We start from the raw sequence: 12,598 nt of genomic DNA, 5'->3' as shown, positions 1-12,598 counted from the left end.
TTAGCCAGAAGTTACGGAGAAAAACATGAAAGTTCGTGCTTCAGTCAAGAAATTATGCAGAAATTGTAAAATCATCAAACGCAATGGCATCGTTCGTGTTATTTGCATTGAAGGTAAACACAAACAACGTCAAGGTTAATATTATTTAACTGCGAAATTGAACTTTTGCATATTTTACTTGCCAAAGTATAGTAAAGCTGGCTAGAATAGCCAGCCTAAAATTTTTTTGTAGATCCGCCGTTTGAGTATCCTGAAAACGGGCTTTTCAGTATGGTGGATTTGCTGAACATTAACAATAAAGGAGTGCATAGTGGCCCGTATAGCAGGCATTAACATTCCTGATCAACAACATACTGTTATTGCGTTACAAGCAATTTATGGTATCGGTAATACCCGTGCTAAGACAATTTGTGCTGAAGCTGGTATTCCTGAACATGTTAAGATCAGAGAACTATCTGAAGATCAGATTGAAAAGTTACGTGAACAAGTCGCTAAATTCACTGTTGAAGGTGATTTACGTCGTGAAGTAACTATGAGTATCAAGCGTTTATTAGACCTTGGTTGTTATCGTGGTGTGCGTCATCGTCGTGGACTTCCTGTCCGTGGTCAACGCACTAAGACTAACGCTCGTACCCGTAAGGGACCGCGTAAGCCAATCAAGAAATAATTGAGGTGATAATAAATGGCAAAGACACCTGTTCGTACACGTAAACGTGTTAAAAAGCAAGTTTCTGATGGTATAGCTCATATTCATGCATCATTTAACAATACAATCGTAACAATTACCGATCGTCAAGGTAATGCGTTGGGTTGGGCAACCGCTGGTGGTTCTGGTTTCCGTGGCTCTCGTAAGTCAACTCCGTTCGCAGCTCAAGTAGCAGCAGAGCGTTGTGCAGAAGCCGTAAAAGACTACGGAATTAAGAATCTAGAAGTTATGGTAAAAGGACCTGGTCCTGGTCGTGAGTCAACAATTCGTGCATTAAATGCAGCGGGTTATCGCATCACTAATATTACTGATGTTACTCCGATTCCTCATAACGGTTGTCGTCCACCAAAGAAACGTCGTGTTTAATTTTTTATTAAACATTGAATGTTTATAGGATTATTGGAGAAAAAAAATGGCAAGATATTTGGGACCAAAGCTCAAATTAAGTCGTCGTGAAGGTACAGATTTATTCCTTAAGTCTGGCGTCCGAGCGGTTGACAGTAAATGTAAGTTAGAACAAGCTCCTGGACAACATGGTGCGCGTAAACCGCGTTTATCAGATTATGGTGTTCAGTTACGCGAAAAACAAAAAGTTAGACGTATTTATGGAATTCTAGAACGTCAATTCCGTAATTACTACAAAAATGCAGCACGTATTAAAGGTAATACAGGTGAAAACTTGTTAGGTCTTTTAGAACGTCGCTTAGATAACGTTGTTTATCGTATGGGATTTGGTGCTACTCGCGCTGAAGCTCGTCAATTAGTTAGTCATAAAGCTGTTCTTGTTAATGGTCACGTTGTTAACATCGCATCTTATCAAGTTTCACCTGAAGATGTGATTAGTGTTCGTGAAAAATCTAAAAAACAAGCACGTATTAAAGCCGCTTTAGAGTTAGCTGAACAACGTGAAAAACCAACATGGTTAGAAGTTGATGCTAGCAAAATGGAAGGTGTGTTCAAACGCTTACCAGAACGTTCAGATTTATCTGCTGACATCAACGAACATTTGATCGTCGAACTTTACTCTAAGTAAAGTTTAGCACTTAAGAGAGGACATAATGCAGGGTTCTGTAACAGAGTTTTTAAAACCTCACCTAGTTGACGTTGTTCAATACAGCCCAACTCATGCAAAAGTGACTTTAGAGCCACTTGAGCGTGGTTTTGGACATACTTTAGGTAATGCACTACGCCGCATTTTATTATCATCTATGCCGGGATATGCAGTGACCGAAGTTGAAATTGACGGTGTTCTGCATGAGTATAGTACTAAAGAAGGCGTTCAAGAAGATGTGCTTGATATTCTGCTTAATTTGAAAAAATTAGCAGTACGTGTACATACTAAAGATGATGTTATGCTGACTTTAAATAAATCAGGGGTAGGTGCGGTAACTGCATCAGATATCACTCACGATGGTGATGTTGAAATTGTTAATCCTGATTTAGTAATTTGTCATCTTACTGATGCCAATGCTTCAATTAGTATGCGTATTCGTGTACAACGAGGACGTGGTTATGTCCCTGCTTCTGCTCGCGTTAAGTCAGAAGATGAAGAGCGACCGATTGGTCGTCTATTAGTTGATGCATGTTATAGCCCAGTCGAGCGTATCGCTTATTCTGTCGATGCGGCTCGTGTGGAACAACGTACCGATTTAGATAAATTAGTTATTGATATGGAAACTAATGGTACGATTGATCCTGAAGAGGCTATTCGTCGTGCTTCAACTATTTTGGCTGAACAACTTGAAGCTTTCGTTGATTTACGTGATGTACGTCAACCTGAAGTTAAAGAAGATAAACCGGAATTTGATCCGATTCTTCTACGTCCAGTAGATGATCTCGAATTAACTGTTCGGTCTGCTAATTGCTTAAAAGCAGAAGCAGTTCATTATATTGGTGATTTAGTACAACGTACCGAAGTTGAGTTACTTAAAACCCCTAATCTTGGTAAGAAATCACTTACTGAAATTAAGGATGTGCTCGCATCTCGTGGTTTGTCTTTAGGCATGCGTCTTGAGAACTGGCCACCAGCAAGTATTGTTGAAGACTAAAATAAAATTTATATAAGAAGGATAAAGTTATGCGCCATCGTAAAAGTGGTCGTCAACTGAACCGAAATAGCAGCCATCGTCAAGCAATGTTTCGTAACATGACTAGTTCACTTGTTGAACATGAAATCATCAAAACTACATTGCCTAAAGCAAAAGAGTTGCGTCGTGTTGTTGAACCGTTAATTACGCTAGCCAAAAGCGATAGCGTAGCTAATCGCCGTTTGGCTTTTGCTCGTATCCGTGATAAAGATACAGTGAAAAAATTATTTTCAGATTTAGGCCCACGTTTTGCTACCCGTCCTGGCGGTTATGTACGCATTTTAAAATGTGGTTTCCGTGATGGAGATAATGCTCCAATGGCTTATATTGAATTAGTTGATCGCCCTGCTGTAGAAGCAGAAGCAGCAGCTGAATAAATAATTAATTAAAGCTTAAAATTAAAACCGGCTAATGAGCCGGTTTTTTATTAGCTAATTATTATAGATTTAACTACCAAAGTTTAATATAAGTACCAGCAATTTTAAGCGGGATGGCAAATGATATAGCCACCATTTTGTCCGTAATTAGTAGGAATTCTTCAAAACATTTTAATGCTATAAGTTAATAATGTGGAGGCGGAGTTTCTTCTGATAAACTTGCTATGTTCGATGTTTGGTTTGCTTGTAACTTTTGTGATAATAACGTTAATTGTTCTTTAAGTTTGCTGATATCGGCTTGTAGATTAACCACCATTTGATTTAATTCTTCAATGGTCATCTCTTGAAATGCAACTTTTGTTTCTAATAATTCCAATTGTTGGTTCATAGTCTGTTACTTAATGGCTATTTAATTCTATATTGTAAGTAAAAGTTATTATAAAATCCATCCTCGTTCCGCAAAAGAGACGTATTCACCTTTACCAATGACGAGATGATCGATAACTCGGACATCAATTAATTCACAAACTTGTTCGATTTTTTTAGTTAATGCACGATCAGCTTGACTTGGTTCAGCTAAGCCTGAAGGATGGTTATGTGCTAAAATTAATGCTGCCGCATTGTATTGCAAGGCTTTTCTAGCGACTTCTCTAGGGTGAACCTCAACGCTGTTGTATGTTCCTACAAACATCTCCTCACAATTAATGACGTGATTCTGGTTATCTAGAAAAATAACCATAAAAATTTCACGATCTTTATCCATTAAACGATTAGCTAGATAATGATGAGTTAAAGTAGGTGATGTAAGATAATTTTCTTTGGTCATTTTAACTTTTAAATAACGATGAGATAGTTCAACCACCGCTTTCAATTGAGTGTATTTAGCTGTTCCCAAACCTTCCTTTTTACAAAATTCATCATGACTTGCATTCATTAAATGGTAAAAGGAACCGAATTCATTTAATAATTTTTGGGATAACGTTAATACTGGTAAATTACGAGTTCCCGTACGTAAAAAAAGAGCAAGTAATTCAGCATCTGACAGCGCTTCAACACCAAATTGTATTAATTTTTCTCGTGGCATCAAAAGTCTGCATTGTGTTGACATAATTATGGTATTCCCATTTTTTTTAAAATGAGATTATTGATTAATTTTTATAAATTGATAACGAAACAGATGAAAAGTTGTGAAATGGTTCGCAAAGATCGAGACTATTTTACAAAAAAAGCGCTAATCAGCGCTTTTAAAATTCTATTTTATTTAAATATTAGTGACATCCGCAACTGCCGTTTCCACCGCCACAACAACCGCTTTCTTCATCATCGTCATGATCATCGTGACCACCACAACCACAGCTACCATGTCCATGATCGTGTGCACCATGAATATGACCATGAGATATCTCATCAGGTGTCGCTTCACGAATAGCAAGCACTTCAACATTAAAATTTAAGTCTTGGCCAGCTAACATATGGTTACCATCAATAGTAACGGTATCGCCATCAATAGCCGTGATTTCAACGGGTAAAGAACCTTGGTCAGTATCAGCAAAAAAACGCATACCAACTTCAAGGTCATCAACTCCAACAAAAACATCACGCGGTACATTTTGTACCAATGCATCGTTAAAATCACCATAAGGGTTAACTAATTCCACATCAAATTTATCACCAACTTGATGGCCTTCTAACGCATTTTCAAGGTCTTGTAATAAGTTTCCTGCACCTTGTAAATATTCAAGTGGCGCAGCTGCTGTAGCTTCATCAACTAACACGCCATCTTTTGTACGAACTTTATATGCTAAACTTACAACTGTATTTTTTGCTATTTTCATGTTTTCTCCAACAAACTGTTACTGAGCAAATAATGTTAAATTTTAACGGAAAAAAACGCTTCTGTATGCTATTTTCTTTGTAATTTAGGAAGTTTTAATATTATCTTAGTTATTGATGCGATTTTGGTTTAAAAAAATAACTTTTAACTAATAAATAATCGTTGGATAGCTAATTGAAATCAATTAAGCTGATAATAATAAGTTTAATAAAATTTATAAAAAATGTTGAGGAGAGGGGTTTTTATGTTAGAAATTAATGATTATTTTGATGGAAAAGTGAAGTCTATAGGTTTTGAAAATGGCTCAACGGGTAAAGCCTCTGTTGGTGTGATGATGCCTGGCGAATATGTTTTTAGTACCAATAATCCAGAAGAAATGACAGTGATAACTGGTTCGCTCAAAGTTTTATTACCTACTGCAACTGATTGGCAAATTTTTGAAGCCGGGCAGATTTTTCATGTCGCCAAAGAGAGTCAATTTGATGTGCAAGTCAGCGAGACAACAGTTTATTTGTGTCGTTACTTAGCAAAATAGGCATTCATATTAAATCTAAGAAAGCTTAATCATTGATAGATTTGCTTTTATGCAATAAAAAAGGCTAATTTTACAATTAGCCTTTCATTAAAATATTCTACTATATTACTTAAGTTCTAATTCATTCATTGCTGCGATGCTAAAGCCACCATCAACATGAATGACTTCACCTGTAATACCTGACGATAAATTTGAACATAAGAATGCAGCTGAATTACCTACGTCTTCAATGGTTACTGTACGACGAATAGGGGTTACTGATTCACAATGTGATAACATCTTTTTGAAATCTTTAATTCCTGATGCAGCTAAAGTACGAATAGGGCCAGCAGAAATTGCATTTACACGAATACCTTCAGGTCCCATTGCATTTGCCATATAACGTACATTTGCTTCTAAAGATGCTTTAGCAAGACCCATAACGTTATAATTAGGAATTGCACGTTCAGCGCCTAAATAAGAAAGAGTGACTAATGCTGAGTCAGGATTTAGCATTGAACGACAAGCTTTAGCCATAGCAACAAAGCTATAAGAGCTAATATCATGTGCGATGGCAAAACCTTCACGAGTTACCGCATTAACATAATCACCATCTAATTGATCACCAGGAGCGAAGGCAATTGCATGAACAAAACCATCGAATTTATCCCAAGTTTTAGCTAGCTCTGTAAATAATGTTGTGATGCTTTCATCATGCGCAACATCACAAGGTAAAACGATTTTAGAATTAAAATCAGCAGCAAACTCTTCAACACGGCCTTTTAATTTTTCGCTTTGATAAGTAAAAGCTAATTCTGCGCCTTCACGGTGCATCGCTTTTGCAATACCGTAAGCAATAGAACGATTACTTGCAACGCCGGTAACCAGTATGCGTTTACCTGTTAAAAATCCCATAAATTGTTCCTCTAATATTTTTTACTATATATTCTAGAATGCTGATGATTATATGTTGATATAGTTAACTTCGCTACTATAAATTTATTTTTCCTTATTTAATCGTCATTTTATTTCTAAAAATAAGTTGTTTATTTGATTAATACTTGACTATAATACTCAACTATTAGATGACATTGTTGGTACTTCATGATGAAAGATAAAGATTTAGTTTGCTATAAAACGTTACCTGTTTGGGATGCAAAAACTTTACCCGATTTGTTTCGTGAAAAACATAATACACAACTAGGTACTTGGGCAAAATTAAACATTATAAAAGGTCATATCAATTTTGATATGTTAACCGAGCAAGGCGATATTGTTTCTCAATATGTTTTTGATGTTGAGCATCAGCCTCCATTTATTGAGCCTCAGCAATGGCATCGAATAGCTCAAGTTTCAGATGATTTGCAGTGCCAGTTGGCTTTTTATTGTCAACCTGAGGATTATAGCCAGAAAAAATATCAGATGACTAAAACCCATTCTGACGTGTTGGAAGTCTGTCAAATCATTCAGGCCGGAAAAGCGCTAGATTTAGGTTGTGGTTCAGGCCGTAATTCACTCTATCTACAGCTACTTGGTTTTGATGTTGATGCCGTTGATAAGTCAGAAATGAGTATTAGTAATTTACAAGAAATTATTGCAAACGATCATTTATCGCATATCAATGCATCTATTTATGATATTAATCAGGCTAATTTAAAAGGTAACTACGATTTAATTATTTCAACTGTTGTAATGATGTTTTTACAACCAGATAGAATTCCCGATATCATTCATAATATGCAAAACATAACTAAAACGGGTGGTTATAATTTAATTGTTTGCGCTATGTCAACTGATGATTTTCCTTGCACTGTAGGATTTTCGTTTACGTTTAAAGAGAATGAGTTACTTAATTATTATCAAAATTGGGACATCCTAAAATACAATGAAGATGTTGGCGAACTGCATAAAACGGATATCCATGGCAACCGAATAAAGCTCCGCTTTGCGACGCTGTTAGCCAAAAAACGATAATATTACAGGAATTTATCCTGTAATATCTTTTTAACTATTTCCCCAGTATCTTACCTACTTCAAACCATGCTTTGCGAGAGTTCAATAGATCTTGAGCAGACATTGGTTTTTTACCAGCAGGTTGTAAAAGTGTCATATTTAATGCGCCATCACTTGTTGCAATACATATTCCTTTTTTATCCGCTTGTAAAATAGTGCCAACAGGTCGATTGTGGGATGTTTTTATCACTTCTGCTTGCCATACCTTTACTGGCTCGCCATTAACGTCAAAATAACTAACAGGCCAAGGATTAAAGGCGCGAATGCAACGTTCCAGCTGCTGTGCCGATAGGTTCCAATCAATTTTAGCTTCTTGTTTAGATAATTTTTCAGCGTAAGTGACCTGTGATGGATCTTGTTTTTCAGGTTGGATTTTTCCTTCGGTAATTAGTGTTAAGGTATCAAGTAGTCCTTCTGGACCTAATTGCGCCAATTTGTTATATAACGTTGCACTGGTATCAGAAGGTTCTATTGGACAGGTGAGTTTATATAACATATCACCCGTATCAAGCCCTGCATCCATTTGCATAATTGTGATACCGGTTAAAGTATCACCAGCCCAACAAGCGCGTTGAATAGGAGCTGCGCCTCGCCATCTTGGTAATAATGAACCATGCACATTTAAACAACCTAGTTTAGGCATATCAAGCACAGCTTGCGGTAAAATAAGACCATAAGCCACCACAATCATAATGTCGGCATTGAGCTCAGCAATGATTTTTTGATTTTCTTCAGTTTTGAGTGTAGCTGGTTGATAAACAGGAAGATGATTTTCGATTGCTAATTGTTTAACCGGACTTGCAGTTAACTTATTGCCACGTCCAGCAGGGCGATCGGGCTGAGTAAAAACTGCAATAACATTATGTTTAGCATCAATTAATGCTTTTAAATGGGTAGCGGCAAAATCAGGCGTGCCAGCAAAAATAATCTTTAGGGGATTTGTTGTGTGTGACATGTGTAATATATCCATAATCAAAATATGACAGATATTATACTTTAAATTGACCTAATAATCCTTAATCACATCACTGTACTCATAATGGATATCATATGTATACCGAGTAAAGGTGGTTATAGCGTTAAGTGATCTTGAATCATAGCGAAATCTCATAATAGCTGGTGAAAAGTTTGTGGATAAAATAATAGTAAAAATCCACAAACAACTTAGTAACCTTATATTTAACCAATTAATTATGTTTTTATTTTACTTAAAATGGAAAAAATATTGGTACCAACGCTATATCAACTAACATAACCAAGAAGGTTAACGGCACACCAACTTTAACAAAATCACTAAAGCTATATCCACCAGGTGCAACAACCATTGTTTTTACAGGTGATGAAACCGGTGTAATAAACGATGCAGATGTCGCAATAGCAACGGTCATAGCAAATGGATAGGGTGAATATCCAAATTTTATTGCTAAATCAATCGCAATTGGTGCAATTAAAATTGCGGTTGCGGTATTAGAAATAAACAATCCTACCGTTGAGCATAATAAAAAGATAAAAGTTAATACCATGTAAGGGCCAAATGAACGTAAGTGGATTTCAAGCCATTGTGATATGAGCGAAATCCCTCCTGTCTTATTTAATGCTACCGCGAAAGGCATCATACCGATAATTAGAATTAATGTTGGCCAATGAATTGATTTATAAGCATTTGCCATATCAATACAGCGGGTGGCACCCATTAATAAACAAGCAATCAGTGCAGCAACAACATTTGGGACAATACCTGTCACCATTAAAATAATCATTACCGCTAGATTAAATAGTGCGATAAAAGCCTGAGAGCTTGCTGGTGCAACATCATCAATGTCTGATGGGTAATCAAGTACCACAAAATCACTAGTCCGAGTTTGTAGTTTTTGTATAGATCCCCAGTCTCCGCATACCAAAAGTGTATCGCTCATTTCTAGTCGTTCTTGGAATAGGTTATTGGTTTCAACTGGCGCATGGTTTCGCCAGATTCCAATAACGGTCAGAAAATATTTTTCCCTAAAATCAATTTCATTAAGGGTCTTTCCACACAATGATGATTCAGGCAGCAATGCAACTTCAGCCATACCGACTTCTTTGACTTGTTCTGAAAAATATTCACCACGTAATACTTTTGGTTCAAGATTGTTAGTGGTTAGAAATGTGCGATAGTCAGCTTCGGAATGAGACATGTCCAATAAAAGAATATCGTTTTCTCTAAATTCAGTACTACCATTTACAGGGATGAGCACTTTTTGGAATTTTCGCCAACGTTCAATACCAATTACATTTACACCATGCTCAGTACGTAAATGTAATCCATCAATGGTTCGCCCAACAAAAGGAGAACCAGCAAGAATTTGTGCGCGGTGAGCTCGGCCAATTAATTTATAATCTCTAATTAAATCGGTAATTTTACGTCTTTGAGGTAAACTATTGTTAGCGGTGACTTGGTCCGCTGTAAGTAACCAATTGCGTGTTAATAAACAATAAATCACACCAACAACTAATACGCCAAGGCCTATTGGCGTAATTGAAAAGAAGCCAAACTCGGTTAATGCAGCTCGGCTAAGTTCACTATTTACTACAAGGTTTGGAGCTGTTGCGACAAGAGTCATCATGCCACTAATTAATGCTGCAATACACAGTGGCATCATCAATTTTTTTACATGGATACCTGTATGGTTAGCAATACTGATAGCAACAGGAATAAAGATTGCAACTACACCAGTTGAGCTCATAACCGAACCCAGTAAAGCTACACCTAACATAATAAAGGTAATAATTCGAATATCATTTTTACCTGCTGCTTTTAAGATATATTCACTCATTTTGTAAGAGATACCCGTTCTTACTAAACTTTCACCGATTACGAATAACAGTGCAATGAGGATAATATTGGGATCGCTAAATCCCGCAAGCGCTTCAGCCGGAGTTAATACACCCGTGACGGTAATTGCAGTTATCGTCAATAACGCAATAATATCCATTCTTAATTTACTGAATGAAAACAATAAAATCGCAATAAAAAGTAACAAACAAACAGTAATGAGTGGGTAATATTCGATTATATAATTAGGTAAAAGAGCAGACATTGATGATAAAAAACTATGTCCAGATGACGAATGTTCCACAAAAGGTAGCTCATGAAGTTGATTATATTTTTGACATAATACCTTGATTTATTGTAATAGGGAATATCTTGAAGTAAAGATTCTTAAGTATCAACTATGGTTAAAATGACATTTTTAACATTTTTTGCTGTTTTATTTTTAAGCTCTTCGCATTCATAAAACTTAGGTGTAATTTAGTCAACTTGATGCGTTTAATTTTAAAACCATATTTAGGAGTCAATATGTCATCAAAAAAGTCTGTTGCGGAAATTATTATTGAAGTGTTATCTCAAGCGGGGGTTAAACATTGTTATGGTATTGTTGGAGATACCTTAAATCAAATTACGTCTGCTATCAAAAAAAGTGATATTGAATGGGTACATGTTCGTCATGAAGAAGTGGGTGCTTTTGCTGCAGGAGCTGAAGCTTATCTTACCGATCAAATAACCGCTTGTGCTGGTTCTTGTGGACCAGGAAGCCTACATTTTATAAATGGTATTTATGAAGCACAACGCAATAAAGTACCGTTGGTTTTACTGGCTAGCCAGTTAGTTACCTCTCAACAAGGAACTGATTTTCCGCAAGAGGTTGATTTTGAATCTATTTATAAAAACTGTTCTGTCTTTTGTCAGCAAATTTCGGATCCAACACAAGCACGACGAATTACTACAGCGGCTGTACAAGCAGCAATAAATCAACGAGGTGTTGCTGTTATAGTCATTCCTTATAATATAAGTTTAGTCAAAGTTGAAGATAATAGTGGACATAAAATTTTTCACCCGAAACCTGTAATTCGTCCATCTGATGAAGAGCTTGCACAAATCTCCGAAATTCTAAATAAAAACAGTAAAGTGGCAATATTTGCAGGTCATGGAGTATCAGAAGCTCATGATGAATTAGTTGCGTTAGCAAAAAAATTAAAGTCACCAATTGTTCATACTTCAAGAGCTAAAGATTTCGTCGAATATGATAATCCGTATAACGTTGGCATGACAGGGATGTTTGGTATGGAGTCTGGCGCAACGGCGATAAAAGAGTGTGATGTGCTTTTGATGTTTGGTGTTGATTTTGCGTGGTCACAATTTTATCCAGATGATGCAACAATTATTCAGGTAGATATCGATGCAACTCATCTTGGTCATCGCCATAGTGTAGATATTGGTGTTGTAGGTGCAAGTAAACCAACCCTAGCCGCTTTATTGCCATTAGTTAATGAAAAAGCAGACAGTGCATTTTTAGATAAATGTCGTGAATTACACACTAAAGCAATTGATAAATTAGGTAAGAAAGCGATACCATCAAAAACTGTTATTCACCCTCAATATTTAACCGAATTGATTGATAAATATGCCAATGATGATGCCGTACTATGTGCAGATGTTGGTTCTGCTATGGTTTGGGCTTGCCGTCATTTTTCAACCAATGGTAAAAGACGGACCGTTATTAGTTTAAAACATGGCACTATGGCTAATGCGATGCCACAAGCATTGGGTGTACAAAAAGCCTTTCCTAATCGTCAAGTCATTACCTTATCAGGGGATGGTGGTATTAGTATGTTGTTAGGTGATTTGTTAACCACAATCCAAGAAAACCTTCCAATTAAAGTTGTTGTACTTAATAATAGCTCACTTAACTTTGTTGAATTGGAACAAAAATCGGAAGGGCTTGTCGATCACTATACTGATTTAAAAAATCCTGATTTTGCTAAAGTAGCTGAAGCGATGGGATTATTTGCAATTCGTGTCGATAGTTCAGATTTGCTTGAAGCCGCAGTGCAATCATTTTTAGCTCACCCTGGACCTGCATTATTAGATGTTAAGACAAACGAATATGAATTAGTTATGCCACCTGAAATTCATACTTCACAAGTAATGGGAATGGCGCTTTATAGTGTAAAAGCATCATTGAGTGGCAAAATGAAAGATGTGGTTAATTTGTTGGTTGATAATTTTGTAAAAAAATAGACTAAGCA

At 36.4% G+C, this 12,598-nt stretch carries 15 protein-coding genes; 9 read left to right on the top strand and 6 right to left on the bottom strand.

Features of this window, described 5'->3' with window-relative positions:
- Positions 1 to 25: 25 nt before the first annotated feature.
- The 6 genes from rpmJ to rplQ all read left to right on the top strand — a co-directional run bounded on the left by rpmJ (position 26) and on the right by rplQ (position 3,170).
- Entirely contained in the window at positions 26 to 139 is a 114-nt protein-coding gene (rpmJ, locus tag J3U24_RS05970; RefSeq protein WP_034884218.1) for a 50S ribosomal protein L36, read from the top strand.
- Positions 140 to 310: 171 nt separating this feature from the next.
- Positions 311 to 667: a 30S ribosomal protein S13 gene (gene rpsM / locus J3U24_RS05965; RefSeq protein WP_034884217.1), complete on the top strand. Its 357-nt coding sequence runs from the start codon at positions 311 to 313 to the stop codon at positions 665 to 667.
- A 15-nt stretch (positions 668 to 682) separates the two neighbouring features.
- On the top strand, positions 683 to 1,072 hold the full coding sequence (gene rpsK / locus J3U24_RS05960; protein ID WP_025314405.1) for a 30S ribosomal protein S11: 390 nt from the start codon (positions 683 to 685) through the stop codon (positions 1,070 to 1,072).
- A gap of 46 nt (positions 1,073 to 1,118) precedes the next feature.
- Positions 1,119 to 1,739: a 30S ribosomal protein S4 gene (gene rpsD / locus J3U24_RS05955; protein ID WP_065558591.1), complete on the top strand. Its 621-nt coding sequence runs from the start codon at positions 1,119 to 1,121 to the stop codon at positions 1,737 to 1,739.
- A gap of 25 nt (positions 1,740 to 1,764) precedes the next feature.
- On the top strand, positions 1,765 to 2,754 hold the full coding sequence (locus tag J3U24_RS05950; RefSeq protein ID WP_065562938.1) for a DNA-directed RNA polymerase subunit alpha: 990 nt from the start codon (positions 1,765 to 1,767) through the stop codon (positions 2,752 to 2,754).
- Between the two features lie 29 nt (positions 2,755 to 2,783).
- Positions 2,784 to 3,170, top strand: a complete 387-nt coding sequence (gene rplQ, locus J3U24_RS05945) for a 50S ribosomal protein L17 (RefSeq protein WP_034884211.1) — start codon at positions 2,784 to 2,786, stop codon at positions 3,168 to 3,170.
- A gap of 184 nt (positions 3,171 to 3,354) precedes the next feature.
- Here the strand turns inward: rplQ and J3U24_RS05940 are convergent, their stop codons facing one another.
- The 3 genes from J3U24_RS05940 to slyD all read right to left on the bottom strand — a co-directional run bounded on the left by J3U24_RS05940 (position 3,355) and on the right by slyD (position 5,005).
- The gene (locus J3U24_RS05940) at positions 3,355 to 3,558 is read right to left on the bottom strand and encodes a SlyX family protein (RefSeq protein WP_220225311.1); all 204 of its coding nucleotides are present in this window, start codon (positions 3,556 to 3,558) and stop codon (positions 3,355 to 3,357) included.
- Between the two features lie 48 nt (positions 3,559 to 3,606).
- Positions 3,607 to 4,278, bottom strand: a complete 672-nt coding sequence (radC, locus tag J3U24_RS05935) for a RadC family protein (protein WP_267337336.1) — start codon at positions 4,276 to 4,278, stop codon at positions 3,607 to 3,609.
- A 160-nt stretch (positions 4,279 to 4,438) separates the two neighbouring features.
- On the bottom strand, positions 4,439 to 5,005 hold the full coding sequence (gene slyD, locus J3U24_RS05930; protein ID WP_267337337.1) for a peptidylprolyl isomerase: 567 nt from the start codon (positions 5,003 to 5,005) through the stop codon (positions 4,439 to 4,441).
- Between the two features lie 243 nt (positions 5,006 to 5,248).
- Between slyD and ppnP the strand changes: the two genes are divergently transcribed.
- A complete protein-coding gene (ppnP, locus tag J3U24_RS05925; RefSeq protein WP_065562934.1) occupies positions 5,249 to 5,539 on the top strand; it encodes a pyrimidine/purine nucleoside phosphorylase in 291 nt (96 codons plus the stop codon).
- A 105-nt stretch (positions 5,540 to 5,644) separates the two neighbouring features.
- Here ppnP and fabI read toward each other — a convergent pair whose 3' ends face one another.
- Positions 5,645 to 6,433 (bottom strand): enoyl-ACP reductase FabI, encoded by a 789-nt coding sequence (gene fabI, locus J3U24_RS05920; RefSeq protein ID WP_065562933.1) that lies wholly within the window; start codon positions 6,431 to 6,433, stop codon positions 5,645 to 5,647.
- 189 nt (positions 6,434 to 6,622) lie between these two features.
- Here fabI and tehB point away from each other — a divergent pair, with 189 nt between their 5' ends.
- Entirely contained in the window at positions 6,623 to 7,492 is an 870-nt protein-coding gene (gene tehB, locus J3U24_RS05915) for an SAM-dependent methyltransferase TehB (RefSeq protein ID WP_267337338.1), read from the top strand.
- A gap of 34 nt (positions 7,493 to 7,526) precedes the next feature.
- On the opposite strand, the gene fmt is transcribed toward tehB, so the two are convergent.
- Positions 7,527 to 8,486, bottom strand: coding sequence for a methionyl-tRNA formyltransferase (gene fmt, locus J3U24_RS05910; protein WP_267337339.1), 960 nt, complete (start codon positions 8,484 to 8,486; stop codon positions 7,527 to 7,529).
- A gap of 253 nt (positions 8,487 to 8,739) precedes the next feature.
- Entirely contained in the window at positions 8,740 to 10,608 is a 1,869-nt protein-coding gene (locus J3U24_RS05905) for an SLC13 family permease (RefSeq protein ID WP_065562930.1), read from the bottom strand.
- A gap of 260 nt (positions 10,609 to 10,868) precedes the next feature.
- Here J3U24_RS05905 and J3U24_RS05900 point away from each other — a divergent pair, with 260 nt between their 5' ends.
- Positions 10,869 to 12,590 (top strand): thiamine pyrophosphate-dependent enzyme, encoded by a 1,722-nt coding sequence (locus tag J3U24_RS05900; protein WP_065562929.1) that lies wholly within the window; start codon positions 10,869 to 10,871, stop codon positions 12,588 to 12,590.
- Positions 12,591 to 12,598: the final 8 nt, after the last annotated feature.

Origin of the sequence: Gilliamella sp. B2785, from assembly GCF_026537005.1 — a bacterium.
GTDB classification, from domain to species: Bacteria; Pseudomonadota; Gammaproteobacteria; order Enterobacterales; family Orbaceae; genus Gilliamella; species Gilliamella apicola_E.
Note: the sequence above shows the minus strand (reverse complement) of the source record. Positions and strands in the feature narration are given on the sequence as shown.